The sequence below is a fragment of the Luteimonas sp. MC1782 genome, from assembly GCF_014164605.1.
Taxonomy (GTDB): domain Bacteria; phylum Pseudomonadota; class Gammaproteobacteria; order Xanthomonadales; family Xanthomonadaceae; genus Luteimonas.
The window spans coordinates 1,513,447-1,539,017 of record NZ_JACJFT010000001.1 but is presented as its reverse complement, the minus strand read 5'-3'; the positions used below and the strand labels follow the sequence as shown (position 1 = coordinate 1,539,017).

Here is a 25,571-nt window from a genome sequence, read left to right as displayed (position 1 = left end):
GTCAGCTCCCGTCCCTGTCGTACAGCAAGTCCCAGACGCCGTGTCCCAGGCGCTGGCCGCGACTTTCGAAGTGGGTCTGCGGCCGCCACTCCGGGCGCGGCACGTGGCCACGCGCGCCGGCGCGGTTGCGCAGTCCCCGGGTCGCGTCGAGCACGTCCCACATCTGCTCCGCATAGTCCTGCCAATCGGTCGCGAGGTGCAAGCGGCCATTCGTCGCAAGCTTGCGCACGAGCAGATCGGCAAACGCGGGATTCACCAGCCGGCGCTTGTTGTGGCGCTTCTTGTGCCAGGGATCGGGGAAGTAGATGCGCACTTCGTCGAGGCTGGCGTCGGTGATCTCGTGCTCCAGCACCTCGACCGCGTCGTGGTGGTAGAGGCGTACATTGCCGACGTCGTCATCGGCGAGCGCGTTGAGCAGGCGGCCCACGCCGGGGGCGTGCACCTCGATGCCGATATGGTCCCGCGCCGGGTCGTGGCCGGTGGAGAAGCGAAGGGCTTCACCGTTGCCGAAGCCGATTTCCAGGATGCGCGGTGCCTGGCGCCCGAACACGGCATCGAAGTCGCGCGGCGCGGCCGTGTAGTCAAGCCCGAAGCGTGGCCACAGTGCGTCGAACGCGCGCTGCTGCGCCGGCGTGAACCGTCCCTGGCGCAGCACGAAGCTGCGCACGCGCCGGTTGCCGTCCTCCACGGTGAACGGCTTGGGCGGCGCCTTGGCGCCCGGGCTTTTGAACGGATCCACGCGCGGCGGTCAGCCGACCAGGCCGTCGACCGGCGACGAGGCGCTGGCATAGCGCTTGCGCGGAATGCGCCCGGCGAGGAAGGCATGGCGCCCGGCCTCGACGGCCAGGCGCATGGCCGTGGCCATGCGCACCGGCTCGCGCGCGCCGGCGATGGCGGTGTTCATCAGCACGCCGTGGCAGCCGAGCTCCATGGCGATCGCGGCATCGGACGCGGTGCCCACGCCGGCGTCGACGATGATCGGCACCCTGGCGTTCTCGACGATCTCGAGCAGGTTCCAGCGGTTCTGGATGCCAAGACCCGAGCCGATCGGCGCCGCCAGCGGCATCACCGCCACGCAGCCGATCTCTTCCAGGCGCTTGGCCAGGATCGGGTCGTCGCTGGTGTAGACCATCACGTCGAAACCGTCGGCGACCAGCTGTTCGGCGGCCTTGAGCGTCTGCACCACGTCGGGGAACAGCGTGCGCTGGTCGCCCAGCACCTCGAGCTTGGTGAGGTTGTGGCCGTCGAGCAGCTCGCGCGCCAGGCGGCAGGTGCGCACCGCCTCTTCGGCGGTGTAGCAGCCGGCGGTGTTGGGCAGGATGGTGTAGCGGTCGGGCGGCAGCACGTCGAGCAGGTTCGGCTCGCCGGGCGACTGCCCGATGTTGGTGCGGCGGATGGCCACGGTGACGATTTCAGCGCCCGCGGCCTCGGTGGCGCGGCGGGTTTCGTCGAGGTCGACGAACTTGCCGGTGCCGGTCAGCAGGCGGGAACGGTAGCGCTTGCCGGCGATGACGAGGGCGTCGTCGCCAAAGGTGTCTAGGCTGGTCATCGCCGCATTATCGCGCAACTCCGGCGGCTTAGCCCCCGCCGAGCGCGTGCACGATCTCGACGCGGTCGCCGGCCTCCAGCAGGTGCGTGGGGTGCAGGCTGCGCGGCACGATCTCGCCGTTCACTTCCACCGCCACCTTGCGGCCGGCAAGCGCCTCGCGCTCGAGGAGTTCCAGCACCGTGGCCGGGCCGGGCAGTGCGCAATGGGCGCCATTCAACAGGATGTCCATGGCGCCATTGTCGCCAAGAGCGGCGCCGAATGCATGCCCGGCGCGCATCGTGCCGCGTTGCAGCTTGAGCAGGCGCGCCCGTTCATGGAACGATGCGCGCCCTTTGCCGATTCCCACGGGCGCCGGCATGCCACCTCCTCCGGAGCACTCCATGTCGCTGTCCCGTCCCGCCCGCACCGTCCTCGCCGCTGCGCTCGCCATGGCCGCCCTGCCCGCCGCGGCCCACGACCAGCCGTTCTCGCAGACGGTGTTCTTCGGCGACAGCTTGACCGACGCCGGCTACTTCCGGCCGCTGCTGCCGGCCAACGTGCAGGCCGTGACCGGCCAGTTCACCACCAACCCGGGCCTGGTCTGGTCGCAGTGGCTGGCCGATTTCTACGGCACCACCGCAGGTGCCAACGGCAACGGGCAGGGCGGCAGCAACTACGCGGCCGGTGGTGCCCGCAATGGCGTCAACGTGAACGGCGCGCTCGGTTTCATCCCCTCGCTCGCCACGCAGACCGGCAACTACCTGGCCGCCAATGGCGGACGCGCGGATCCGGATGCGCTGTACACGGTGTGGGGCGGTGCCAACGACCTGTTCGCCGTGGCCGCCAACCCGGGCAATGCCCAGGCGATCATCGGCGGCGCGGTCGCCGCGCAGGCCGGCATCGTCGGCACGCTGCAGGCGGCGGGTGCGCGCTACATCCTGGTGCCCACCATCCCCGACCTCGGCCTGACCCCCGCGCAGCGGGCGCAGGGCCCGGCCGCGCAGGCGCAGGGCACCGCGCTGGCGACCATGTACAACGACGCGCTGTTCGCCACGCTGGCGGCCAACAACCTGAGCGTGATCCCGGTCGACAGCTTCAATTTCCTGCGCGAAGTGGTCGCCAATCCGGCCATGTTCGGCATCAGCAACGTCACCGGCACCGCCTGCATGCCGCAGATCACCGCGCAGTCGCTGACCTGCAACCCGACCAGCCTGGTCAGCCCGGATGCGCCCAACAGCTACCTGTTCGCGGACGGCGTGCACCCGGCCAGCGGCGCGCACCGCGCGATCGCCGACCTCGCCGTTGCCGCCATCGAAGGCCCGCGCCAGATGGCCGTGCTGCCGCACTCCGCGGCCGGCACCGGCCGCAACCGCGCCGAGCGCGTGGCCGCCCGCATCGGCGTCAAGCCCGAGGCGGACGGCAGCCGCTGGTGGACCGACCTGCGCGGCGACTTCCAGCGCTACGGCCACGGTGACCATTACGACGGCACCGGCCCGGCGCTGACCGTGGGCCTGGACTGGACGCGCGGCAACCTGGTGTATGGCGCATTCGCGGGCTACGGCGCGCAGGGCAACGACTGGGGTGGCCGTCGCGGCGAGTGGGACCAGTCCGAGGCCAGCCTGGGCGGCTTTGCCGGCTGGTTCGGCGCTTCCGGCGCCTGGGTCAATGGCCAGGCCAGCTACACGCGCATCGATTTCGACATCGAGCGCCAGGTGCCGCTGGGCCCGGCGCTGCGCACGCACGACGCGTCGACCGACGGCAGCAACCTCACGCTTGCCGTGCACGCCGGTTGGGACTTCGGCGACGGCGCGCTGCGCCACGGCCCCGTGCTGGGCGTGACCGCGCAGCGCATCGACGTCGACGGCTTCGCCGAAAGCGACCCGGGCCTGTCGACCTCGCTGGCGTACCCCGACCAGTCGTTCGATTCGCTGGTCGGCAGCGCCGGCTGGCAGGTGTCGTACGCGATCACCGGCCACCTGCAGCCGTATGCGCGCCTGACCGTGGACCGCGAGTTCGAGGACGCCGCCACCCAGGCCTTTGCCCGCTCGCAGTCGATCGCCGGTTCGCTGGCCTACGCCGTGCCCGGCGTGGACTACGACCAGCGCTACAGCACGCTGACCCTGGGCGCGCGCACGCAGCTGTTCGGCCTGGATGCCAACGTCGGCAGCAGCCTGAACATCGGCCAGAAGGGCGGCAAGCACGCGATGGTGTTCGCAACCGTCGGCGCCGGCTTCTGAATCAGCGCCGGGGCGCCGCGCGGCCGGTCCGCGCGGCGTTGCCAACGACGCGATCCACGCCCTAGACTGGGCGTCCTGTGCGGGTGTAGTTCAATGGTAGAACTGCAGCTTCCCAAGCTGCTAGCGTGGGTTCGATTCCCATCACCCGCTCCAATCCCGCGCTCCAATCCCGCGCTCCAATCCCGCGCTCCAGTCTCGGGCCGTTCCGGCCACCCCCCATGAAATTCGCCATCCTTTCGCGCAACGGCAAGCTGTACTCCACGCGCAGGCTGGTCGAGGCCGCGCGCCTGCGCGGCCACAGCGTGCGCGTGCTCGATCCGCTGCGCTGTTACATGCGCATCGGCGTGGACGGCTTCACCATGCATTACAAGGGCCGGCCGCTGGCCGGCTATGGCGCGGTGATCCCGCGCATCGGCACCTCGATCAACCGCTACGGCAACGCCGTGCTGCACCAGTTCGAACTGATGGGCTGCCACACGCCCAATCCTTCGGCCGCCAACATGGCCGCGCGCGACAAGCTGCGCTGCCACCAGCTGCTGGCGGCCAAGGGCATCGACATGCCGGTCACGGTGTTCGGCGACAACCCGGACGACACCGTCGACCTGCTGGCCATGCTCGGCCCGCCGCCGCACGTCATCAAGCTCAACGAGGGCACGCAGGGCGCCGGTGTGATGCTGACCGAGAAGCCGTCGGCGTCGCGCAGCGTGGTCGAGGCATTGCGGGGCTTGTATGCCAACTTCCTGGTGCAGGAGTTCATCGCCGAGGCCGAGGGCGCCGACCTGCGCTGCTTCGTGGTGGGCAACGAGGTGGTGGCGGCCATGCGCCGACAGGCACCCGCCGGCGACTTCCGCGCCAACCTGCACCGCGGCGGCGAAGCCGAGGCGGTCGAGGTCACCGACGGGCAGGCCGACGTGGCGGTGCGTGCCGCGCAGGGGCTGGGGCTGGGCGTGGCCGGGGTGGACCTGGTGCTGTCGGCGCGCGGCCCGCTGGTCCTCGAGGTCAACGCCTCGCCGGGCCTGGAAGGCATCGAGCGTTCCAGCGGCGTGGATGTGGCCGGCCGGATCATCGAGTTCGTTGCAACAGCGGCGGCCGCCAAGCCTGCTTCTCCGCCACACCGCCGACCCAAACGGCGTTTAACGGAAGTTTAGCGGGTGGTTTAACGCCTCTTTAATCGCGCCGCGGGTAGCGTGGGCTGGTCGGAATCCTTGTGCGTGCGGTCGCATCTCTCCAGTCGTCAGTCGTGGATTGCGGTCATTGGGGCAACAACGTTCGGCCCGGGCAATCTCCTTGCCCGGGCCTTTTTTGTTCCCGCCGGCCGTGAATGGCCGGTGCGCGTATCCGTGGCAGAATGCGGCTGTCGGCGAAGCTTCCAGGCGCCGCGTGCCTTCCATCTGTACCTTTCACATTTTGGGGCTCCACGATGCGCGCACTGATTTTCAGCTTCCTCGTCTTCGCCGCCACCAGTACCGCCTTCGCGAAAGAAACCGTGCTCGACCTCAAGGCGAAGCCTTTCGCCGAGCAAGCCGAGGCGATCAAGGTCGATCTGGCCACTGGCGTGAAGTATCGCGAGATCTCCAACGATGACCGCAACCGCGTGTCCTACCTGCTGAACCGCATGGGTTCCAGGATCGAAGAGGCCGGCGGCGTCGACAGGTTGCCGCCGCTCATCCAGGTCGACGTCTTCAACGACCAGGAATCGGTCAACACCATCCTGACCAGGGCCTCCGAGGACAGCCGCATGGTCTGCAGGCGCGAGAAGACGACCGGCACCAACGCGACCACGAACCGCTGCATGACCGTTGCCGACCGCCGGCGCCACTCCGAGGCTTCGCGGGAGTGGCTGCGCAAGGGTGTCAGGCAGATGGCTCCCGGGAACTGATGCCTTGCGCATCCTAGTCATCGAGGACAACCAGGACATCGCCGCCAACCTGGGCGACTACCTGGAAGACCGCGGGCATACGGTCGATTTCGCCGCCGACGGCGTGACCGGGCTCCACCTGGCGGTGGTGCACGATTTCGATGCCGTGGTGCTCGACCTCAACCTGCCGGGCATGGACGGGCTCGAGGTCTGCCGCAAGCTGCGCAACGAAGCACGCAAGCAGACCCCGGTGCTGATGCTCACTGCCCGCGACACCCTGGACAACAAGCTGGCCGGCTTCGATTCCGGCGCCGACGACTATCTGGTCAAGCCGTTCGCCCTGCAGGAGGTCGAGGTGCGGCTGAACGCGCTGGCGCGCCGCGGCAAGGGTGTGCAGACCCGCGTGCTCGAAGTCGCCGACCTCGAGTACAACCTCGACACGCTCGAAGTCCGTCGCGGTGGCAAGCTGGTGCAGCTCAACCCCACCGCGTTGAAGATCCTGCAGTCGCTGATGGAGGCGTCGCCGGCTGTGGTCACGCGCCAGGAGCTGGAGACCCGTGTCTGGGGCGAGGAACTCCCCGATTCCGACAGCCTGCGCGTGCACATCCACGGCCTGCGCGCGGTGATCGACAAACCGTTCCCCACCCAGCTGGTGCAGACGCGCCACGGCATCGGCTACCGGATCGCCGCGCCAGATGTCTCCACCTGAGGGAGCCGTACAGGCGCCGGCCGCGGGCGGCCCGCGGCGCTATCGCCGCCGCCTGCGCAGCCGAATCATCCTGTCGTTCGCGCTGCTCGGGCTGGCCCTGACGGCGATGTTCGCGATCGCCGCGGCCTATGTGGGCGCGGTGGTCGAGGACCAGGCGGTCGGCAGCGTGCTGAAGAGCAACGTCGACGAGTACGCCGAACGCTTCTACGTCGACCGGTCCGCGGAATGGGCGCCGCTCAGCAACGTGCGCGCGATCGTGTACGGCCCGGGCAAGCTGCAGAACGTGCCGCCGGACTGGGCCGAACTCGAGACCGGTGTGTACAACATCACCGGCGAGGAGGAAGGCGAATCCTTCGTCTATCGCCTGGTGGTGAAGAAGGATGCCGACTACTGGTTCTTCCTCGCCCAGGACATGACCAACACCGCCGAGGTGCGGGCGCGGATCAAGCTGATCCTGATCGCCGCGGTGATCGCGTTCACCATTCTCGCCGGGCTGATCGGCTGGTGGTCGGCGTCGCGGGTGATGCGGCCGGTGTCGGAGCTCGCGAACCGGCTCAACGTGTCCAGCGACAGCGCGCGGCCGGGCCCGCTGGCGCCGCACTTCCCGGATGACGAGGTCGGCGAGCTCGCCACCGCGCTCGACGACTATGCGGCCCGGCTGACCGAAGTCGTGCAGCGCGACCGCGAGTTCAACGCCGACGTCAGCCACGAGCTGCGCACGCCGCTGGCGGTGATCCGCGGCGCGATCGAGCTGCTGCTGTCGCGTCCCGACCTCGATGAGAAGACGCAGGCACGCCTGCAGCGCATCCAGCGCGCCGAACAGCAGTGCACCGACCTGATCAGCGCCCTGCTGCTGCTGTCGCGCGCCGAGCGCGGCCACGGCACCACCGACGTCGGCCGCGTCGCCGAGCAGCTGCTCGATGCGCACAGGGCACAGCTTGGCGGCAAGGACCTGGTGCTGCGCCTGGAAGGCGGGCCGGGGCGCCTGGTGGTCGACGCGCCCGAGTCCGCCGTGTCCGTCGCGCTGGGCAACCTGATCGGGAACGCCATCAAGTACACCAACTCCGGCGAAGTGGTCGCGCGGCTGCACGACGACGCGATCGACGTCATCGATTCCGGCCCCGGGCTCAGCGCCGAGGACGCGGCGCGGCTGTTCGAGCGCGGCTACCGCGGCAGCCACGCCGAACATACCCAGGGCGGCGGCATCGGCCTGTCCATCGTGCGCCGCCTGTGCCGGCTCTACGGCTGGCAGGTGCGGGTGGTGCCCGGCGCCGAACGCGGCGTGGTGGCCACGCTGCGCTTCAGCGACGACAGCGGCGGGCACGCCCAGGCGTGAGCCCGCGCACGTCGGCGGCTCAGGACTGCAGCGGCTGCAGCCAGCCGTGGCGGTCCGGTGTGCGGCCGTCGAACAGGCCGAAGAACAGCTCCTGCATGCGCAGCGTCACCGGCCCGGCGCGGCCGGCCCCGATCTGGCGGCCATCAACCGAGCGGATCGGCGTGATCTCGGCCGCGGTGCCGCACATGAACAACTCGTCGCACAGGTACAGGTACTCGCGCGGCAGGTCGCGTTCGACAACTTCGATGCCGACATCGCGCGCGAGGCGGATGATTGAATCGCGGGTGATGCCGTTGAGCAGCGCGGCGCTGACCGGCGTGGTGTGCAACGCGCCGTCGAACACCAGGAACAGGTTCTCGCCAGCGCCTTCCGAAAGCAGTCCGGTGGAGGCCAGCGCGATGCCCTCGCCGAAGCCCAGGCGCCGCGCTTCGCGCGCCACCAGCTGGCCGGACAGGTAGTTGCCGCCGGCCTTGGCCCCGGCCGGAATGGTGTTGGGCGCGAAGCGCTGCCAGCTGGACACGCAGGCGTCGATGCCCTCGGTCAGCGCACCCTCGCCCAGATAGGGACCCATGTGCCATGCGGCGACCGCGACATCGATCGGCGTCTCGGCCGACAGGCCGAATCCGCCGAGTCCGCGCCAGGCGACCGGGCGAAGGTAGGCGCGCTCGAGACCGTTGCGGTTGATCACCTCGTGGCAGGCTGCGTTGATCTCGTCGGCGCTGTACGGGATGGCCATCTCGTAGATGCGCGCCGACGCATGCAGGCGCCGGGTGTGGTCGTCGAGGCGGAAGATCGCCGTGCCGGACGTGGTCTTGTATGCGCGGATGCCTTCGAACACCGACGAGCCGTAATGCAGGGCGTGCGACATGACGTGCGTGGTGGCATCGGCCCAGCGCTTGATGATGCCGTTCTGCCAGATCCATTCGGGGTACTGCTGCATGCCGCTGCTCCGCTGCGCGTGGGCCGTCATTTTGCAGCAAAGCGGAAGCGTGGCGCGCTCAAAGCGTTACCCACCAGCAGTCCATGTGCCGGCGCAGGCCGAACGTGGTGCGTGATGGCGTGATGCCGTCCGATAGCACCTGGTCGATGCGCAGCGCCACCGGGCGTTGCGGGGCGCGCAAGGTGGCGTGCTCGGCGGCGATGCGGGCCGCGTCGGCGGCCGTGCCGGACAGCGACCACCCGCTCGCGGCCGGGCCGGTGCCGGCGTGGGCCATGGTGGCCGGGTCGGCCACGACCACGGTGTCCGCCGGGCGCAGCGCGGTGATGTTGAGCAGCGGCCTGCGGGTGATGGCATCCAACCGGTCGATCGTGGCGTTGCCGCCGCGCGTCGAATGCCCCGGCCAGTGGTAGCTCGCCGCGAGGCGATTGACGTCGCCGGATTCGATCGCCGTGGTCACTTCGAACACCAGGTCCTGCAGTCGGCGCGAGCAGCCACCGCGGTAGCGCGTGCCGGTGGCCCCGCCGCCGGGTGGCGGGGCGGTATTCTCGCTCGCGCCGAACACCGCGCAGGGACGGTCGCTGTACAGCGTGCCGCCGTCGGCGGTGGTGCAGCGGTGCACCTGCGCCACAGCGGGGCGCATGGGCCCAAGCGCAAGGGCGAAGGCGATGGACAGCGCGCCGGCGGCGACGCGTTGGATCGGATGCGACATGCCCGAAGCCTACCGCCGCCGCGCCCCGCGCCGATAGCGCTGGAGGTCACGGAGCGGCGCGCGAAGTGCCGCGCGTGGCCCGCCGTTCAGGCCATGGCGTCGAGCACGGCCAGCGTGGGCCGCGCCAGGTTGAGCGTGTAGAAGTGCAGCGACGGCGCGCCGCCGTCCACCAGCCTTCGGCAGAGGTCGGCGACGAAGTCCGCGCCCAGCGCGCGCACGCTTTCGGCGTCGTCACCGTAGGCCGCCATGCGCTTGGCCAGCCAGCGCGGGATTTCCGCGCCGCAGGATTCCGAGAAGCGCCGCAGCTGGCTGAAGTTCGAGATCGGCATGATGCCGGCCGCCACCGGCACCTCCACGCCAAGCCGGCGCACCGCGTCGACGAAGCGGAAGTAGGCATCGGCGTTGTAGAAGTACTGGCTGATCGCGCCGTCGGCGCCGGCATCGACCTTGGCCTTGAAGTGGCGCAGGTCGGCCAGCGCATCCTCGGCCTGCGGGTGGGTTTCGGGGTAGCAGGCGACGTCGACGCGGAAATGGTCGCCGTGTTCGGCGCGGATGAATTCCACCAGGTCGGACGCATAGCGAAGGTCGCCGGGATGGCCCATGCCCGAAGGCAGGTCACCGCGCAGCGCCACGATGCGCCGGCAGCCCGCATCCCGGTACTCGACCAGCAATGCGGCGATTTCCTCGCGGGTGCCGCCGACGCAGGACAGGTGCGGCGCTGCGTCGAAGCCCTGGGCGAGCAGCCCGCGGATCGTGTCGCCGGTGTAGCTCAGGGTGGAGCCGCCGGCACCGAACGTGCAGGACACGTATTCCGGCGCATGCGGCGCGAGCCTGGCGGCGGTGCGTTCGAGCTGCGCGCGCTGCTCGTCGTTTTTCGGCGGGTAGAACTCGAAGCTGATCGGGGTCATCAGGCAGCATTCCGGCGGGGACGGCGAAGTGTATCGCTATATCGCGATGGATGGTAAGAGCGCGCGGCGTGCAGCGGCGTCCGTCGGCGCACGCACAAGCAGAACGGGCGCCTTTCGGCGCCCGTTGCTGCTGCATCGATCGGTGCGGCCGCTCAGTAGCGGTAGTGCTCGGCCTTGTACGGGCCGTCCGGCGACACGCCGAGGTAGTCGGCCTGTTCCGTGGTGAGCCTGGTCAGCTTCACGCCGATCTTTTCCAGGTGCAGGCGCGCGACTTCCTCGTCGAGCTTCTTCGGCAGGATGTACACCTTGTTCTCGTAGCTGTCCTTGTTCGCCCACAGGTCGATCTGTGCGAGCGTCTGGTTGGCGAACGAGTTGGACATCACGAAGCTCGGGTGGCCGGTGGCGCAGCCCAGGTTGACCAGGCGGCCCTCGGCGAGCAGGAAGATGCTGTTGCCGTTGCCGAACGTGAACTTGTCGACCTGCGGCTTGATGTTGATCTTCTCGACGCCGGCGAGCGAGTACAGCGCGTCGACCTGGATCTCGTTGTCGAAGTGACCGATGTTGCAGACGATCGCCTGGTCCTTCATCGCCTGCATGTGCGCGACGGTGATGATGTCCTTGTTGCCGGTGGTGGTGACGTAGATGTCGCCGCGGCCGAGGGTGTCCTCGATCGTGGTTACTTCGTAGCCTTCCATCGCCGCCTGCAGCGCGCAGATCGGGTCGATCTCGGTGACGATCACGCGCGCGCCGTAGGCGCGCAGCGAAGCCGCCGAGCCCTTGCCGACGTCGCCGTAGCCGCAGACCACGGCCACCTTGCCGGCCAGCATCACGTCGAGCGCACGCTTCAGGCCGTCGGCCAGCGACTCCCGGCAGCCGTACAGGTTGTCGAACTTCGACTTGGTGACCGAGTCGTTGACGTTGATCGCCGGCACCAGCAGCTGGCCGGCTTCGGCCAGCTGGTACAGGCGGTGCACGCCGGTGGTGGTCTCTTCGGAGACGCCCTTCCAGTCGCGGACCACGGTGGCCCAGAAGCCGGGACGCTCCTTGGCGACGCGCTTGAGCAGGTTCTTGATCACCTGCTCCTCGTGGCTCGACGCCGGGCCGTTGACGAAGCTCTCGTCGCCCTGTTCCAGCTCGTAGCCCTTGTGGATCAGCAGCGTCACGTCGCCGCCGTCGTCGACCACCATCTGCGGGCCGAGGAAGCCGCCCTTGCCGTCGGGGAAGGAAAGCGCCTCGAGCGTGCAGTCCCAGTACTCCTCCAGCGTCTCGCCCTTCCAGGCGAACACGGGGGTGCCGGTGGCGGCGATAGCGGCCGCGGCGTGGTCCTGGGTGCTGAAGATGTTGCACGAGGCCCAGCGCACGTCCGCGCCGATATCCTTGAGCGTCTCGATCAGCACCGCGGTCTGGATGGTCATGTGCAGCGAGCCGGTCACGCGCACGCCCTTCAGCGGGGCGTCGGCGGCGTGCTTGCGGCGGATGGACATCAGGCCGGGCATCTCGTGCTCGGCGATGTCGAGTTCCTTGCGGCCCCAGTCGGCCAGCGAAATGTCGGCGACCTTGTAGTCGCCTTCCTGGGAAAATGCTCGCTGAGAGCTGGTCTTGACCTGTGCGTTCATGCGGAAGCTCCGGTTTCTGCTCCCTGTCCCGCTCGGGGAGAGGGTGGGGTGGGGAACCGGGCGCCGTTGGGGTGTATTCCGCCGAGCCTGGCCGTGCTGGTTCCACGGTCGCAGCGCCCCTCGGCGGAGCCGCCGATTATATCCCCATGACCCCTGCCACGGTACGGGCGACCCGGCGGCGGGCTAGGCTGGCGGATCGCATCTGTACAGGATCCACGCATTGGCCACACTCGCCCTCAGGCATCTCGCCGCCCCATTCCTGGTCGCCACGCTGCTGTGGTCGTCCGCTCCCGCGCAGGCGCGCGACGCCCAGGCCGCCGCGGCGGCGGTAGCCGAATCCGGCTACCGCCTGCCGCCGCCGGCGCTGCGTGCGCTGGTCGACGCACCGCAGCCGCCGCGGCTGTCGTTGTCGCCACGGCGCGACCTGATCGCCTACATGCAGGTGCCTTCGCTGCCGGGCATCGACGTCGTCGCGCAGCCCGAGCTCAGGCTGGGCGGGCTGCGCATCCACCCGCGCACCCATTCCGCCAGCGCCTTCACCTTCGTCGACGACCTGTGGCTGCAGGCGGTGGACGGCGGTGCCGAGCGCCGCATCGCAGGCCTCCCGCAGCCGCTGGCCCTGGCCGCGATGCAATGGTCGCCCGACCAGCGCCATATCGCCTTCAGCCACGTGGACACGCGCGCCGGGCGCGTGGAGTTGTGGCTGGTGGACGTGGCGGCCGGCCAGGCACGCCGGCTGACGGACCAGCCGCTGGCGACGGTGGTGGGCGACGGCTTCGACTGGCTGCCGGACGGTTCCGGCCTGCTCGCCACGCTGCGGCCGCAGGGGCAGGGCGCAGCGCCCGCCAGCGACGGCGTGCCGCGCGGCCCGAGCATCCAGGAGACTGACGGCGACGGACGCGTGCAGAGCCTGCGCACCTACCAGGACCTGTTGCGCAATCCCCAGGACGCGGAGGTGCTGGCGTACTACATGACCACGCAGCTGGCGCGCGTCGGGCTCGACGGCCGCGTGACGCCGATCGCCGCGCCCGGCATGCACGTCGGCGCCGCGGTCTCGCCCGATGGCCGCCACTTGCTGCGCCAGCGCATCGAGCGCCCGTTCTCGTACCTGGTGCCGTATTCGCGCTTCCCGCGCCGGATCGACGTGATCGATCTCGACGGTCGCCTGCTGCACACCGTGGCCACGCTGCCGCTGGTCGAAGGCCTGCCGACCGGCAACGACGCGGTGGCGCCGGGCGTGCGCCGCGTCGCGTGGCGCGCCGATGCGCCCGCGACCCTGGTCTGGGCCGAGGCGCAGGACGGCGGCGATCCCGCACGCGAGGCCGAGGTGCGCGACCGCGTATTCGCCCACGCCGCGCCGTTCAAGGGCAAGCCGCAGGTGCTCGCCGACCTGTCGATGCGCTACGCCGGCGTGCGCTGGGGCCACGGCAGCCTGGCGTTGCTCACCGAGTCCTGGTGGAAGACCCGCAGGCTGCGCGAATGGCGGCTGGCGCCCGATGCCGGTATCGCACCGGTGCTGCTGCGCGAGGGTTCGCGCGAGGACCGCTACGCCGACCCGGGCGAGCCGGTGACGCACGCCGACGCGCGCGGATTCCAGCGACTGCTGACCACCGCGGACGGCGAGGGCATCTATCGCATCGGCGAGGGCGCCTCGGCCGAAGGCGACCGCCCGTTCCTGGATCGCCAGCAGTTCGGCGCGGGTGCCGGCACCAAGCGCCTGTTCCAGTCCGAAGCGCCGGTCTACGAAGCGGTGATCGCGGTGCTCGACGCCGCCGGCGCGCGCATCCTCACCACCCGCGAGTCGCCCACGTCGCCGCCGAACGTGTACCTGCGCGTACTCGGCAATGGCGCGGCACCGGTCGCGCTGACCGACGTCCCGCACCCCACGCCGGAACTGCGCGACGTCAGCAAGGAGCAGATCCGCTACACCCGCGCCGACGGCGTGGAGATGACCGCCAACCTGTACCTGCCGCCGGGCTACCAGGCGCAACGCGACGGTCCGTTGCCGATGCTGGCCTGGGCCTACCCGCGCGAGTTCAAGTCGGCGGATGCCGCGGGCCAGGTCACCGGTTCGCCGCACCGCTTCAACCGCATCAGCTACTGGGGACCGCTGGCCTACCTGGCGCAGGGCTATGCCGTGCTCGACGGTCCGACCATGCCGATCGTCGGCGAGGGCGATGCCGAGCCCAACGACACCTACATCGCGCAGCTGGTGGCGAGCGCGCAGGCCGCGGTGGACGAAGTGGTCAAGCGGGGCGTCGCCGATCCGGACCGCATCGCCATCGGCGGGCATTCGTACGGTGCGTTCATGACCGCCAACCTGCTTGCGCATTCCGACCTGTTCCGCGCCGGCATCGCGCGCAGCGGCGCCTACAACCGCTCGCTCACGCCGTTCGGCTTCCAGGCCGAGGAGCGCAGCTACTGGCAGGCCACCGACACCTACCAGGCGATGTCGCCGTTCGACCACGCCGATCGCATCGACGAGCCGGTGCTGATCATCCACGGCGAGCAGGACAACAACTCCGGCACCTTCCCGATGCAGAGCGAACGGCTGTTCTCGGCGATCAAGGGACTGGGTGGCCAGGCGCGGCTGGTGATGCTGCCCAACGAGTCGCACGGCTACCGCGCGCGCGAGTCGATCCTGCACATGCTGGCGGAAACCAACGACTGGCTGGAGAAGTACGTGCGCAACGCGCCGCCGCGGGCGGCGGGTGTCGAGGTGCGGGCTGCGGCCACTCCGTAACGGGACGCGGCGGGCCCCTGTGGTGGCCGTGAGGCCTTCGCGGCTCATGTCCCCCGGCATCCGCCTTGCAGCGGATGCCTCCTCCTTTACTTCCCCGCGAAGGCCTCACGGCCACTTCGGGGCTTTGCGCTCGCCGCGAGTACTGCAAGCATGCGACTCCGTACTTCGGGCTGTGCTCCCGGGCCAACGCGTAAGCCGGCACACCGGGTGCCAAGGCCCTTGAGGGCGAAGTCAAGGAGGAGGCGATGGCCGCAGGCCATCGCCGGGGGACATGAGTCCTCAAGGGCCTTGGTGCCCGGCGCCGGCGTTGCACCAGTACCGCGTGCTCGCATGGACCAAAAAAAACGGGCCGCGATGGCGGCCCGTTTCCTGTTGCACGCGTTGCCAGGGATTACTTCAGCTTCGCGGCCTTGCGCAGCTCGTCGGCCTTGTCGGTCTTCTCCCAGGAGAACGCCGTGGCGGTCTGGGTCTTGCCATCGGCGCCGACGTAGGTGACTTCCTGCGGCTTGCGGCCAAAGTGGCCGTAGCTGGCGGTGCGCTGGTAGATCGGGTGGATCAGGTCGAGCATCTTGATGATGCCGTACGGGCGCAGGTCGAAGTGCTTGCGGATCAGCTTCTCGATCACGTCGTCGCCGACCTTGCCGGTGCCGAAGGTGGTGACCGAGATCGAGGTCGGCTCGGCCACGCCGATCGCATAGCTCAGCTGCACTTCGCAGCGGTCGGACAGGCCCGCGGCCACGACGTTCTTGGCGACATAGCGCGCGGCGTACGCCGCCGAGCGGTCGACCTTGGACGGATCCTTGCCCGAGAACGCGCCGCCGCCATGGCGCGCCCAGCCGCCGTAGGTGTCGACGATGATCTTGCGGCCGGTCAGGCCGCAGTCGCCCACGGGGCCGCCGATCTCGAACTTGCCGGTCGGATTGATGTGGTACTTGGTGCCCTTGTGCAGCCACTTGGCCGGCAGCACGGGCTTGAGGATCTCCTCGCGGACGGCCTCGATGAGGTCCTTCTGGCGGATGCCCGGGGCGTGCTGGGTGGACAGCACCACCGCGTCGATCGCGGTCGCCTTGCCGTTGTCGTAGCGCAGGGTGACCTGGCTCTTGGCGTCGGGACGCAGCCACGGCAGCGTCGAGTTCTTCTTCTTGCGGATTTTCGCCTGCTGCTCGACCAGGCGGTGCGACAGGTGGATCGCCGCCGGCATGTAGCTGTCGGTCTCGTTGGTGGCGTAGCCGAACATCAGGCCCTGGTCGCCGGCGCCCATTTCCTCGGGCTTCTTGCGGTCCACGCCCTGCGCGATGTGTGGGCTCTGCTTGCCGATCAGGTTGAGCACGCCGCAGGTGGCGCCGTCGAAGCCGACGTCGCTGGAGTCGTAGCCGATGTCCAGGATCACCTTGCGCGTCAGGGCCTCGAGGTCGATCCACGCGGTGGTGGTGATCTCGCCGGCGACGATCGCCACGCCGGTCTTGACCATGGTCTCGCAGGCGACGCGGGCGCCCTTGTCCTGGCCGATGATGGCGTCGAGGACCGCGTCGGAAATCTGGTCGGCGATCTTGTCGGGATGGCCTTCAGAGACCGATTCGGAGGTGAACAGGGTGCTCGACATCGCTTATATCCCTTGATTCGGATGAAAAGATGGTCGGCATGATACACCGGCGCGCCGCTATGAGCATTCTGCCGGCATGTCGGGCGACACGGTCAAGCTTGGCGCGCTGCTAGCATCCGGCAATGGATTCCCTGACCCAGATCGTTCTCGGCGCCGCCGTCGCCGCCGCCGTCGCGCCTGCGCGACACCGGCGTGCGGCGCTGCTGGCGGGCGCCGCGCTCGGCACCTTGCCGGACCTCGACTCGCTGCCGATCGCCCTGCTCACCGACGATCCGGTGGCGCTGATGACGCTGCACCGCGGCGCCAGCCATTCGCTGTTCGTGCTGCCGCTGCTCGCCTGGGCGATCTGGACGTTCTTCCGGCACCGCGCCGGCCGCGTGGCCGAAGCGCCAGCGCGCTGGTTCTGGGCGATTCAGCTGGCGCTGGTCACCCACCCGCTGCTCGACGCCTTCACCGTATACGGCACGCAGCTGCTGTGGCCGCTGGCGACGCCGCCGGTGATGTGGTCCAGCGTGTTCATCATCGATCCGCTGTACACGGTGTGGCTGCTGCTGGCCTGCGCCGCGGCCTTCTTCCTGCGCGGGCGCGTGGCGGCGCAGCGTGCGCTGGTCGCCGGGCTGGTGCTGAGCACCGCCTACCTCGGCTGGTCACTGGCCGCCAAGGCGATGGTCGAGCGCGAAGCCGACCGCGCGCTGGCTGCCATGGGGCTGGCCCACGCGCCGCGGTTCTCGGTGCCGATGCCGTTCACCACGCTGCTGTGGCGGGTGGTGGCGATGACGCCGACGGGCTACGTCGAGGGCTTCCGCTCGCTGGTCGCGGACGACGGTGCGATGCACTTCGAAGGTCATGCCTCCAACGTGCAGGCGCTGGCCGAGGCATCGCATGTCCCGGCGGTGGCGCGCCTGGCGTGGTTCAACCACGGCTTCATGCGTGCGCGCGACGTCGATGGCGAGCTGGTGCTCAGCGACCTGCGCATGGGCAACGAGCCCGACTATTTCTTCAACTTCGCGGTCGCGCGCCGCGGTGGGCCCTGGCAGGCCATCGCACCGCGGCAGCTGCGCGTCACGCGCGACCTGGCTGGCACGTGGGACACCACGTGGCAGCGCACCTGGCGGGACCCCGGCGCGTGCCTGTCGCCGTGTCAGGCGGCCTCGTACAGCGACGGCGCGACGCCGGCGGAGAGCGCGTCGAAATAGTCGCGGGTCAGGTCGATCTGCGCGCGCGCGGTCTCGGCGCGGTTCACCACCGCGCGGAACGCGGCGTTTTCGGGCCGGTCCTTCGCGTACCAGCCGAGATGCTTGCGCGCGATGCGCACGCCCGACGGCTCGCCGTAGAACGCGTGCAGCGCCTCCAGATGCGCGATGAGGATGTCGCCGACCTCGCCCAGCGTGGGCGGCGGGAGGTGCGCGCCGGTCGCCAGGAAATGTGCGATCTCGCGGAAGATCCACGGCCGGCCCTGCGCCGCGCGCCCGACCATCACCGCGTCGCAGCCGGTGTGTGCGAGGACCGCGGCGGCCTTTTCGGGGGAGTCGATATCGCCATTGGCCAGCACCGGGATGGCCAGCCGCGACTTCACTTCCGCGATGGTGTCGTACTCGGCGTTGCCGGTGTACTGCTGGTCGCGGGTGCGGCCGTGCACGGCGAGCGCGGCGATGCCGGCGTCCTCGGCGATGCGCGCGATGGCCACGGCGTTGCGCTGGCCGGCTGCCCAGCCGGTGCGGATCTTCAGCGTCACCGGCACGTCGACGGCGGCGACCACGGCGGTGGCGATGCGCGCCACCAGCGCCTCGTCGCGCATGAGTGCCGAACCCGCCCAGGCATTGCAGACCTTTTTCGCCGGGCAGCCCATGTTGATGTCGATGACCTGCGCGCCGTGGTCCACGTTGTAGCGCGCGGCGTCGGCGAGCTGCGCGGGTTCGGTGCCGGCGATCTGCACGCCGACCGGATCGGGTTCGCCCGCGTGGTCCATGCGCCGCAGCGACTTCTCCGTGCTCCAGAAGCGCGGGTCGGAGATGGTCATCTCCGACATCGCCAGCCCGGCGCCCAGGCGCTTGCACAGCAGCCGGAACGGCTTGTCGGTGACCCCCGCCATGGGCGCCAGGACCACGTTCGGGGCGATGCTGAAGGGGCCGATGCGCATGCCGGCATTGTCGCCGATCACCGCCGCGTCGGCAGGCGCGCGCCCTTCCGCGTTCAGGCGTCCGCGGGCAGCCGTGGCATGGCCGATGCGGCCCCCGGCAGGCGGGTGGCCTCGCCGGCGTAGCGGCAGGCGAAGGCGACATGGGCCGCGAACGGCGCCGGCGTGGTGCGTGCCAGCGACGCCGCCAGCGCGCCGTTGAAGGCATCACCGGCACCGGTGGTGTCGACCACCTCGACGCGCGTCGCCGCGGAGCGGTAGAAGGCAAGCGCGTCGCCACGCAGCTGGTCCTCGCGGTGCGAGACGAAGGCACCTGCCGCGCCCAGCGTCACCACCACCGTGCCGCGTGGCAGCAGCGCGCGGCACAGGCGATGGAGCTGCGCGTCGTCGCTGCGCGCCACGGCGTCGGCGTCGATGTCGTCGTCGCAGTGGTGGGCGAGCAGGGCGGCGAACTCGGTTTCGTTCGGCGTCAGCACATCGGCGACCGCCAGCAGTTCACGCGGCGCCGCGACGTTCGCGGGGGCCGGGTTCAGAAGGGTGGTGGCGCGCGCGGCACGCGCGACGCGCAGCGCCTCGAGCACGCTGGCGACGGGCGACTCCAGCTGCGCCAGCACCACCGCGGCGGCGGCGATCGCCGCGCCCTGCGCGGACACGAACGCCGCCGACAGCGCGGCGTTGGCGCCGGCACCGATGACGATGCTGTTGCGGCCGTCGCGGTCGACGTAGATGCCGGCAGTGCCGGTGGGCCTGTCCGTCGGCTGCGCGCGCAGGTCGATGCCGTCGCCGGCGGCCAGGCTGCGCGCGAGCGCGCCGCCGGGATCGTCGCCGAGCGCGCAGATGAAGGTGGTCGCGGCGCCCGTGCGTGCGCTGGCCGTGGCTTGGTTGAAGCCCTTGCCACCGGGGCCGCTGGCGTAGGCGCCGGCGCGGGTCTCACCCGGCCGGGGCAGGGCGTCGCAGCTCCAGACGTGGTCGACGTTGAACGAGCCGACGACGACAACGCTCGCCATGGCCGGGTCCTCAGGCGCCGATGTTGGTCAGCACGCCGGCGATCGTGGCGGTCATCAACGTGGCCACCGTGCCGCCGAGCACCGCGCGCAGGCCGAACCGCGCCAGGTCGTGGCGGCGGTCCGGGGCCAGGCCGCCGATGCCGCCGATCTGGATCGCGATCGAGCTGAAGTTGGCGAAGCCGCACAGCGCGTAGGTCGCGATCAGCCGGCCTTCGCCGGTCAGCGAGACGCCTTCGACGCGGCCATTGACGATGTCGGCAAGCTGCAGGTAGGCGACGAATTCGTTGATCACCACCTTCTGCCCGATCAGCGAGCCGACGGTGCCGGCATCGGCCCACGGCACGCCGATCAGCCAGGCCACCGGCGCCAGCACGTAGCCGAAGATCGCGGACAGGTCGGTGGGCTTGCCGATCATCGCCTGCAGGCCGGTGATCTCGCCGAGCCAGGTGAGCGGCGCGTTGATCATCGCGATCAGGGCGATGAAGGCGAGCAGCATGGCGCCGATGTTGAGCGCCAGCTTGAGGCCGTCGCCGGCGCCGGCGGCGGCGGCGTCGATGACGTTGCTGGTGGTCTTCTCGACCTCCATCTTCACCGTGCCGCGGGTCAGCGGTTCGCCGGTTTCGGGGATCAGGATCTTGGCGATCACCAGCGTCGCCGGCGCGGCCATGATCGAGGCCGCGAGCAGGTGCTTGGCATAGAACGCCTGCTCCACCGGATCGCCCGCGCCGAGCATGCCCACGTAGGCGGCCAGCACGCCGCCGGCGATGTGCGCCATGCCGCCGATCATCATGGTGATCAGCTCGGATTCGGTCATGCGCGAAATGTAGGGGCGCACGGTCAGCGGCGCCTCGGTCTGGCCGATGAACACGCTGGCGCAGACGCTGGTGGTCTCCGCGCCCGACACGCGCATCACCTTGGTGATCGCCAGTGCCATGACGCGGACGACGAACTGCATGATGCCCAGGTGGTAGAGCACCGCCATCAGCGAGGCGAAGAAGATGATGGTCGGCAGCACCTGGAAGGCGAAGATGAAGCCGTAGGTCTGCACGTCCATCAGGCTGCCGAAGATGAACTCCGAGCCGGCATTGACGAACCCGAGGATGCGCACGAACAGCTGGCCGAGCCAGTCGAAGACTTCGCGCCCGCCCGGCACCAGGATCACCAGCGTGGCGAACGCGATCTGCAGCGTCACGCCGGTCGCCACCAGCTTCCAGTCGACCCGTCCGCGGTTGTTCGAGAACAGCCAGGTGAAGGCGATCAGTACGACCAGTCCGAACAGGCCGAAGCCGACGCGCGACAATACTTCCATCCTGACCCCGTTCCCCGGACAGCCGCGGGTGCGCGGCGACGGGGCAGACTAGTTCACGCCGGCGGTGCCGGCAACCGCGGTCAGGCGTCGCGGGCGGCGATGCGGTTGCCGCCGGTGGCCTTGGCCTGCTTGAGCCGGCGGTCTGCACAGCCCAGCAGCGCCGAGGTGTTGCCGCCGTCGTGCGGCCAGGCGGCCAGCCCGGCACTGAACGTGAACGCGAATGCGTCGCTGCCACGCTCCGGCAGGAACGGACGCTCCGCGAGGTCGCGCCGCAGGCGGTCCAGGCGTTCCCAGGCACTGCCCACCGGGCACTGCAGCACGAGCACGAACTCCTGGCCACCGATCCGGGCGAGGTGTTCGTCGGTGGCCAGCACGCCGCTCATGGTGGCGGCAATGTGGCGCAGGGCGCGATCGCCCACCTCCGCACCGGCCTCGTCGTTGACGCGCTTGAACCGGTCGATGTCGAGGAGCACCAGGGTGAGCGAGGCGCCGGCGTTGCGCGCGGCGGCGAACACATGCGGCATGCGCTGCAGCAGCCATGAGCGATTGGGCAGGCCGGTCAGGCCGTCGTGCCCGGACAACTCGACCAGGCGCTGCATGCGATGCACCACGGTGGCCGCCAGTCCGGTGGCGATCACCAGCAGCAGCAACCGCCAGGCCTGCCCGCCCATCCCGACCGCGCCATGCTCCGGTGACAGCAGCGCGTCGTGCGCGGGCGCGGCAGCCAGCAGCACCGCCAACAGGAGCGTGTACTGCGCGATCGCCAGCGCGCCGACGAACAGCGTGAGGCGGCCGTTGTTGCGCAGGGCCGTGAACCAGATCGCGATCAGGTAGAAGCACCAGGCCACCGGGTTGGCCAGGCCGGCCACGGGGTCTTCCAGCGCCAGCAACGCGAGCGCGGCCGAGGTCAGGGTCACGTCCCAGGCGCCGGTGGCGTAGGGCAGCCACGGCCAGCGGCGCGCATGTCGCGCCAGGGCGAGCCACAGCATCGCCATGCCATTGGCCAGCACCGCCACGCCCAGGGCCAGCAGCAACCGCCGGGTACCGGCCCCGGTGGCCGCGGCCACCAGCGGCAGCAGCAGGATCAACGCCGACAGCGCCGCCCGCACCCGGGCGACCAGGAGTTCCCCCGATGCGCCAAGCTCGCGCATGAGTTCGTCCGGCGGCGCCAGCAGGCGCTGCAGCGTGTCGCGGATCCGGATTTCGCTGGCATGCATCGGTCTGTGTCCCCCACATCCGGGCTGCAGGATAGCGCGCCGCGCCGCGCGTACACTGCGGCGTTCGAGAAGGCTGGAGCAGCGCGATGGACTACCGCAGGCTTGGCGCGTCAGGACTCGCGCTGTCGGCGCTCTCGCTGGGCGCGTGGACGACGTTCGGTGCCGGCATCGGGCGTGGCGCGGCACGCGACCTGGTGGCCGCCGCCTGGGACCACGGCATCAACTTCTTCGACAACGCCGAGGGCTACGCCAACGGCGAGGCCGAGCGGGTGATGGGCGACGTGATCGCCGACCTGCGCCTGCCGCGCGACGGGTTCGCGGTGTCGAGCAAGGTGATGTTCGGGTCCGCCGCCGATCCGCTGCCCATGCAGCGCGGGCTGTCGCGCAAGCATGTGCACGATGCCTGCCACGGCGCGCTCAGGCGCCTGCGCGTCGACTACCTTGATCTGTACTTCTGCCACCGCCCCGATCCCGACGTGCCGGTGGCGGAAACCGTGGCCGCGATGGACGCGCTGATCCGCCAGGGCAAGGTGCTGTACTGGGGCACCTCGGAGTGGCCGGCGGCGCTGGTGCGCGAGGCGCATGCGGTGGCGCGTGCCCACCACCTGCACGCGCCCTCCATGGAGCAGCCACAGTACAACCTGCTTCATCGCCGTCGCGTGGAACTGGAGTACGCCCCGCTGTACGCCGAGTTCGGCATGGGCGCCACGGTGTGGTCGCCGCTCGCGTCGGGCCTGCTTACAGGGAAGTATGGCGCCGGCATTCCGGAGGACAGCCGGCTCGGGCGTGATCCCGGCCTGGCGCGCATGGTCATCGAAGGCGACGGCGAGGCTCACCGTGTCGCGCGCGCGCAGCGCTTCGCCGCGCTCGCCGCGGAACTGGGCGTGGCGCCCGCCGCGTTGGCGATTGCCTGGTGCCTGCGCAATCCGCACGTGTCCACGGTGCTGCTGGGCGCGAGCCGGGTCGGGCAGCTGTTGGAGAACCTCGGCGCACTTGCGCTGGCCAATCGCCTGGATGATGCCGCGTTCGCGCGCGCCGAGGCGGTCACCGCGGGCTGAGGGCTTGTCGGGTCACAGATGGCGTCGGGGCGCCGTCTATACTCCAGATCAACAACTGGGGAGTGTGTGCAATGGCCGGTGGAACCTTCATCGCAGCGGTACTGGCGGTCGCGTTCATCGTGTTCTTCTTCAAGATGGTCCGCATCGTGCCGCAGGGCTTCGAGTGGACGGTCGAGCGCTTCGGCAAGTACACCCACACACTGTCGCCGGGCCTGCACCTGCTGATCCCGGTGATGCAGGCCATCGGCCGCAAGGTCAACGTGATGGAACAGGTCCTGGACGTGCCCTCGCAGGAGGTCATCACCAAGGACAACGCGGTGGTGAAGGTTGACGGCGTGGTGTTCTTCCAGGTGCTCGATGCCGCGAAGGCCGCCTACGAGGTGTCCAACCTCGAGATCGCCACTATCGCGCTGGTGCAGACCAACATCCGCACCGTGATCGGCTCGATGGACCTGGACGAGTCGCTGTCCAACCGCGAGACCATCAACGCCCAGCTGCTCAACGTGGTCGACCACGCCACCAATCCCTGGGGCATCAAGGTCACCCGCATCGAGATCCGCGACATCCAGCCGCCGCGCGACCTGATCGATTCCATGGGCCGGCAGATGAAGGCCGAGCGCGACCGTCGCGCGGTGATCCTGGAAGCCGAAGGCCATCGCAGCTCGGCGATCCTGCGCGCCGAGGGCGAGAAGCAGGCGGCGATCCTGCAGGCCGAAGGCGAGCGCGAGGCCGCCTACCGCGAGGCCGAGGCGCGCGAGCGCCTGGCCGAGGCCGAGGCCAAGGCCACCGAGATGGTGTCCAACGCGATCGCCGCCGGCGACGTGCAGGCGATCAACTACTTCATCGCGCAGAAATACGTGGAGGCGTTCCGCGAACTGGCCACCGCGCCCAATGCCAAGTTCGTGATGATGCCGATGGAGACCAGCGGCATCATCGGCTCGATCGCCGGCATCGCCGAACTGGGCAAGGAAGCGCTGGGCAAGCAGCAGGTCGACACGCGCGCGCGGATCGACGCCAAGCGCGGCGGGGCCTGAGCCATGCGCTGGGGCGCCGATACCACCGTCTGGGCCGCGATCGCGCTGGTGCTGATCGCGGCCGAGACCTTCATGCCGGGTGCGTTCCTGCTGTGGATGGGCATCGCCGCGGCGCTGGTCTGGCTGGTCGTGCTGCTGGTGCCGGGCCTCAGCATGCTGGCCCAGGTGATCCTGTTCGTCGTGCTGAGCGTGGTCGCGGTGCTGGCCTACAGGAAATGGTTCCGCCGTCGCGAGCGCCCCAGCGACCGGCCGCTGCTGAACCGGCGTGCCGACCAGCTGGTCGGCCGCGTGGTGCCGCTCGACCACGCCATCGTCGGTGGCCGCGGACGGGTCAAGATCGACGACGCATACTGGGTCGTCCGCGGCGTGGAGCTGCCGGCCGGCACCCTGGTGCGGGTGGTGGGCAGCGACGGCATGGTGCTCGAGGTCCTGCTGGCGGAGTGAAGTATCCGCCGCGGGCTGGGATAATGCGCGGTCACCGACCAGGAGCCGCGCCATGACCCGCAAGACGATCCTCAACGACGCCCACCGCAGCGCCGGTGCGAAGATGGTGGACTTCGGCGGCTGGGACATGCCGCTCAACTATGGCTCGCAGATCGACGAGCACCACCAGGTGCGCCGCGATGCCGGCATGTTCGACGTCTCGCACATGACGGTGGTCGACCTGCACGGGGCCCGGGTCAAGGACTTCCTGCGCCACTTGGTGGCCAACTCGGTCGACAAGCTCAAGGTCACCGGCAAGGCGCTCTACACCTGCATGCTCAATCCGCAGGGTGGCGTGATCGACGACCTGATCGTCTACTACCTCGGTGACGACTTCTATCGCCTGGTGGTCAATGCCTCCACGCGTGACAAGGACCTGGCGTGGATCGGCGGCCAGGCCGGGCCGTTCGACATCGAGGTCCGCGAGCGCGATGACCTGGCGATGATCGCGGTGCAGGGCCCGAACGCACGCGACAAGGTGCTGGGCCTCATCGACGAGAGCGACCGCGCGGCGGTCGCCAAGCTCGCCAAGTTCGCCGCGCGCGACGTGCAGGCGGCCACGGGCGCGCCGTTGTTCGTTGCACGCACGGGCTACACCGGCGAGGACGGCTTTGAGGTGGTCATGGCGCAGGAGCACGCGGTGGCGTTCTGGGATGCGCTGCTGGCGGCCGGCGTGGCGCCCGCCGGGCTCGGCGCGCGCGACACGCTGCGCCTCGAAGCCGGCATGGGCCTGTACGGCCAGGACATGGACGAATCGGTGAGCCCGCTGGAAGCGTCGCTGGCGTGGACCGTGTCCTTCGACGAGGGTCGCGACTTCATCGGCCGCGCGGCGCTGGAGTCGCAGCGCGACGCGGGCGACGCGCGGCAGATGATCGCCGTGGTGATGGACGACAAGGGCGTGCTGCGCCACGGCCAGAAGGTGGTCGCGGGCAACGGCGAGGGCGAGATCCTCTCGGGCACGTTCGCACCCACGCTGGGCAAGGCGATCGCGTTCGCGCGCGTGCCGGCGGGCGAGCCGGGCGAGGTGCGCGTCGACATCCGCGGCCGCGAGGTGCCGCTGCGCGTGGTGCAGGCGCCGTTCGTCCGCGATGGCAAGGCACGCGACGGGATTTGATGCGCCCGGCCCGGCCTTCGCTAAA

The 25,571-nt window shown here is 70.0% G+C and carries 23 protein-coding genes, 1 tRNA gene and 1 riboswitch; of the genes, 12 read left to right on the top strand and 12 right to left on the bottom strand.

Annotation, left to right across the window (positions count from 1 at the left end):
• Window position 1 precedes the first annotated feature (1 nt).
• From trmB to thiS, 3 genes are read right to left on the bottom strand one after another with little or no spacing between them, the layout of a single operon-like run.
• Window positions 2-739, bottom strand: coding sequence for a tRNA (guanosine(46)-N7)-methyltransferase TrmB (gene trmB, locus H5368_RS07210; RefSeq protein ID WP_182822793.1), 738 nt, complete (start codon window positions 737-739; stop codon window positions 2-4).
• Between the two features lie 9 nt (window positions 740-748).
• Entirely contained in the window at window positions 749-1,549 is an 801-nt protein-coding gene (locus H5368_RS07205) for a thiazole synthase (protein WP_182822791.1), read from the bottom strand.
• A gap of 28 nt (window positions 1,550-1,577) precedes the next feature.
• On the bottom strand, window positions 1,578-1,778 hold the full coding sequence (gene thiS / locus H5368_RS07200; protein ID WP_182823865.1) for a sulfur carrier protein ThiS: 201 nt from the start codon (window positions 1,776-1,778) through the stop codon (window positions 1,578-1,580).
• Window positions 1,779-1,929: 151 nt separating this feature from the next.
• Here thiS and H5368_RS07195 point away from each other — a divergent pair, with 151 nt between their 5' ends.
• The 6 genes from H5368_RS07195 to H5368_RS07170 all read left to right on the top strand — a co-directional run bounded on the left by H5368_RS07195 (window position 1,930) and on the right by H5368_RS07170 (window position 7,668).
• Window positions 1,930-3,765, top strand: coding sequence for an autotransporter domain-containing protein (locus H5368_RS07195; RefSeq protein WP_182822788.1), 1,836 nt, complete (start codon window positions 1,930-1,932; stop codon window positions 3,763-3,765).
• Window positions 3,766-3,844: 79 nt separating this feature from the next.
• Window positions 3,845-3,918 (top strand) — tRNA-Gly (locus tag H5368_RS07190).
• A 65-nt stretch (window positions 3,919-3,983) separates the two neighbouring features.
• Window positions 3,984-4,913, top strand: a complete 930-nt coding sequence (rimK, locus tag H5368_RS07185; protein WP_182822786.1) for a 30S ribosomal protein S6--L-glutamate ligase — start codon at window positions 3,984-3,986, stop codon at window positions 4,911-4,913.
• 272 nt (window positions 4,914-5,185) lie between these two features.
• Window positions 5,186-5,644 carry a hypothetical protein gene (locus H5368_RS07180; protein ID WP_182822784.1) on the top strand — a complete coding sequence of 153 codons (459 nt, stop codon included), beginning with the start codon at window positions 5,186-5,188 and terminating at the stop codon, window positions 5,642-5,644.
• Between the two features lie 4 nt (window positions 5,645-5,648).
• On the top strand, window positions 5,649-6,332 hold the full coding sequence (locus H5368_RS07175) for a response regulator transcription factor (protein ID WP_182822781.1): 684 nt from the start codon (window positions 5,649-5,651) through the stop codon (window positions 6,330-6,332).
• Window positions 6,319-7,668, top strand: a complete 1,350-nt coding sequence (locus H5368_RS07170; RefSeq protein WP_182822779.1) for a HAMP domain-containing sensor histidine kinase — start codon at window positions 6,319-6,321, stop codon at window positions 7,666-7,668. The genes H5368_RS07175 and H5368_RS07170 overlap by 14 nt, the downstream gene beginning before the upstream one ends.
• 19 nt (window positions 7,669-7,687) lie before the next feature.
• Here the strand turns inward: H5368_RS07170 and H5368_RS07165 are convergent, their stop codons facing one another.
• The 4 genes from H5368_RS07165 to ahcY form a co-directional block, all read right to left on the bottom strand.
• Window positions 7,688-8,608, bottom strand: coding sequence for a branched-chain amino acid transaminase (locus H5368_RS07165; RefSeq protein ID WP_182822777.1), 921 nt, complete (start codon window positions 8,606-8,608; stop codon window positions 7,688-7,690).
• A gap of 58 nt (window positions 8,609-8,666) precedes the next feature.
• Entirely contained in the window at window positions 8,667-9,317 is a 651-nt protein-coding gene (locus H5368_RS07160; RefSeq protein WP_182822775.1) for a DUF4124 domain-containing protein, read from the bottom strand.
• Window positions 9,318-9,403: 86 nt separating this feature from the next.
• Complete coding sequence (gene metF / locus H5368_RS07155; protein ID WP_182822773.1) at window positions 9,404-10,225, bottom strand: methylenetetrahydrofolate reductase [NAD(P)H]; 822 nt, start codon at window positions 10,223-10,225, stop codon at window positions 9,404-9,406.
• A 152-nt stretch (window positions 10,226-10,377) separates the two neighbouring features.
• Complete coding sequence (gene ahcY / locus H5368_RS07150) at window positions 10,378-11,841, bottom strand: adenosylhomocysteinase (protein WP_182822771.1); 1,464 nt, start codon at window positions 11,839-11,841, stop codon at window positions 10,378-10,380.
• 51 nt (window positions 11,842-11,892) lie between these two features.
• Window positions 11,893-11,969: riboswitch (S-adenosyl-L-homocysteine riboswitch) on the bottom strand.
• A 146-nt stretch (window positions 11,970-12,115) separates the two neighbouring features.
• On the opposite strand from ahcY, the gene H5368_RS07145 reads away from it, so the two are divergent.
• The gene (locus H5368_RS07145; protein ID WP_255486477.1) at window positions 12,116-14,584 is read left to right on the top strand and encodes a prolyl oligopeptidase family serine peptidase; all 2,469 of its coding nucleotides are present in this window, start codon (window positions 12,116-12,118) and stop codon (window positions 14,582-14,584) included.
• Window positions 14,585-14,975: 391 nt separating this feature from the next.
• On the opposite strand, the gene metK is transcribed toward H5368_RS07145, so the two are convergent.
• Window positions 14,976-16,187 carry a methionine adenosyltransferase gene (gene metK / locus H5368_RS07140; protein WP_182822769.1) on the bottom strand — a complete coding sequence of 404 codons (1,212 nt, stop codon included), beginning with the start codon at window positions 16,185-16,187 and terminating at the stop codon, window positions 14,976-14,978.
• Between the two features lie 122 nt (window positions 16,188-16,309).
• Here metK and H5368_RS07135 point away from each other — a divergent pair, with 122 nt between their 5' ends.
• Window positions 16,310-17,383: a metal-dependent hydrolase gene (locus H5368_RS07135; protein ID WP_182822767.1), complete on the top strand. Its 1,074-nt coding sequence runs from the start codon at window positions 16,310-16,312 to the stop codon at window positions 17,381-17,383.
• Here H5368_RS07135 and dusB read toward each other — a convergent pair.
• From dusB to H5368_RS07115, 4 genes are all read right to left on the bottom strand, one after another.
• The gene (gene dusB, locus H5368_RS07130; RefSeq protein ID WP_182822765.1) at window positions 17,329-18,327 is read right to left on the bottom strand and encodes a tRNA dihydrouridine synthase DusB; all 999 of its coding nucleotides are present in this window, start codon (window positions 18,325-18,327) and stop codon (window positions 17,329-17,331) included. The genes H5368_RS07135 and dusB overlap by 55 nt on opposite strands.
• Before the next feature lie 53 nt (window positions 18,328-18,380).
• Window positions 18,381-19,331 carry a ribokinase gene (locus H5368_RS07125; RefSeq protein WP_182822762.1) on the bottom strand — a complete coding sequence of 317 codons (951 nt, stop codon included), beginning with the start codon at window positions 19,329-19,331 and terminating at the stop codon, window positions 18,381-18,383.
• Window positions 19,332-19,341: 10 nt separating this feature from the next.
• Window positions 19,342-20,640 carry a nucleoside transporter C-terminal domain-containing protein gene (locus H5368_RS07120; protein WP_182822760.1) on the bottom strand — a complete coding sequence of 433 codons (1,299 nt, stop codon included), beginning with the start codon at window positions 20,638-20,640 and terminating at the stop codon, window positions 19,342-19,344.
• An 80-nt stretch (window positions 20,641-20,720) separates the two neighbouring features.
• A complete protein-coding gene (locus H5368_RS07115; RefSeq protein ID WP_182822758.1) occupies window positions 20,721-21,857 on the bottom strand; it encodes a GGDEF domain-containing protein in 1,137 nt (378 codons plus the stop codon).
• Window positions 21,858-21,943: 86 nt separating this feature from the next.
• Here H5368_RS07115 and H5368_RS07110 point away from each other — a divergent pair, with 86 nt between their 5' ends.
• The 4 genes from H5368_RS07110 to gcvT all read left to right on the top strand — a co-directional run bounded on the left by H5368_RS07110 (window position 21,944) and on the right by gcvT (window position 25,546).
• Complete coding sequence (locus H5368_RS07110; protein WP_182822755.1) at window positions 21,944-22,915, top strand: aldo/keto reductase; 972 nt, start codon at window positions 21,944-21,946, stop codon at window positions 22,913-22,915.
• A 71-nt stretch (window positions 22,916-22,986) separates the two neighbouring features.
• Window positions 22,987-23,949 carry an SPFH domain-containing protein gene (locus tag H5368_RS07105; RefSeq protein WP_182822753.1) on the top strand — a complete coding sequence of 321 codons (963 nt, stop codon included), beginning with the start codon at window positions 22,987-22,989 and terminating at the stop codon, window positions 23,947-23,949.
• 3 nt (window positions 23,950-23,952) lie between these two features.
• Entirely contained in the window at window positions 23,953-24,393 is a 441-nt protein-coding gene (locus tag H5368_RS07100) for an NfeD family protein (protein ID WP_182822750.1), read from the top strand.
• Between the two features lie 52 nt (window positions 24,394-24,445).
• Entirely contained in the window at window positions 24,446-25,546 is a 1,101-nt protein-coding gene (gene gcvT, locus H5368_RS07095) for a glycine cleavage system aminomethyltransferase GcvT (protein ID WP_182822748.1), read from the top strand.
• Window positions 25,547-25,571: the final 25 nt, after the last annotated feature.

Excerpts from the sequence above, each read along its gene's own strand:
- H5368_RS07205 (WP_182822791.1), bottom strand. The coding sequence starts at position 1,549 with ATGACCAGCCTAGACACCTTTGGCGACGACGCCCTCGTCATCGCCGGC.
- thiS (WP_182823865.1), bottom strand. The coding sequence starts at position 1,778 with ATGGACATCCTGTTGAATGGCGCCCATTGCGCACTGCCCGGCCCGGCC.
- H5368_RS07195 (WP_182822788.1), top strand. The coding sequence starts at position 1,930 with ATGTCGCTGTCCCGTCCCGCCCGCACCGTCCTCGCCGCTGCGCTCGCC.
- rimK (WP_182822786.1), top strand. The coding sequence starts at position 3,984 with ATGAAATTCGCCATCCTTTCGCGCAACGGCAAGCTGTACTCCACGCGC.
- H5368_RS07180 (WP_182822784.1), top strand. The coding sequence starts at position 5,186 with ATGCGCGCACTGATTTTCAGCTTCCTCGTCTTCGCCGCCACCAGTACC.
- H5368_RS07170 (WP_182822779.1), top strand. The coding sequence starts at position 6,319 with ATGTCTCCACCTGAGGGAGCCGTACAGGCGCCGGCCGCGGGCGGCCCG.
- H5368_RS07165 (WP_182822777.1), bottom strand. The coding sequence starts at position 8,608 with ATGCAGCAGTACCCCGAATGGATCTGGCAGAACGGCATCATCAAGCGC.
- H5368_RS07160 (WP_182822775.1), bottom strand. The coding sequence starts at position 9,317 with ATGTCGCATCCGATCCAACGCGTCGCCGCCGGCGCGCTGTCCATCGCC.
- metF (WP_182822773.1), bottom strand. The coding sequence starts at position 10,225 with ATGACCCCGATCAGCTTCGAGTTCTACCCGCCGAAAAACGACGAGCAG.
- ahcY (WP_182822771.1), bottom strand. The coding sequence starts at position 11,841 with ATGAACGCACAGGTCAAGACCAGCTCTCAGCGAGCATTTTCCCAGGAA.
- metK (WP_182822769.1), bottom strand. The coding sequence starts at position 16,187 with ATGTCGAGCACCCTGTTCACCTCCGAATCGGTCTCTGAAGGCCATCCC.
- H5368_RS07135 (WP_182822767.1), top strand. The coding sequence starts at position 16,310 with ATGGATTCCCTGACCCAGATCGTTCTCGGCGCCGCCGTCGCCGCCGCC.
- dusB (WP_182822765.1), bottom strand. The coding sequence starts at position 18,327 with ATGCGCATCGGCCCCTTCAGCATCGCCCCGAACGTGGTCCTGGCGCCC.
- H5368_RS07125 (WP_182822762.1), bottom strand. The coding sequence starts at position 19,331 with ATGGCGAGCGTTGTCGTCGTCGGCTCGTTCAACGTCGACCACGTCTGG.
- H5368_RS07120 (WP_182822760.1), bottom strand. The coding sequence starts at position 20,640 with ATGGAAGTATTGTCGCGCGTCGGCTTCGGCCTGTTCGGACTGGTCGTA.
- H5368_RS07115 (WP_182822758.1), bottom strand. The coding sequence starts at position 21,857 with ATGCATGCCAGCGAAATCCGGATCCGCGACACGCTGCAGCGCCTGCTG.
- H5368_RS07110 (WP_182822755.1), top strand. The coding sequence starts at position 21,944 with ATGGACTACCGCAGGCTTGGCGCGTCAGGACTCGCGCTGTCGGCGCTC.
- H5368_RS07105 (WP_182822753.1), top strand. The coding sequence starts at position 22,987 with ATGGCCGGTGGAACCTTCATCGCAGCGGTACTGGCGGTCGCGTTCATC.
- H5368_RS07100 (WP_182822750.1), top strand. The coding sequence starts at position 23,953 with ATGCGCTGGGGCGCCGATACCACCGTCTGGGCCGCGATCGCGCTGGTG.
- gcvT (WP_182822748.1), top strand. The coding sequence starts at position 24,446 with ATGACCCGCAAGACGATCCTCAACGACGCCCACCGCAGCGCCGGTGCG.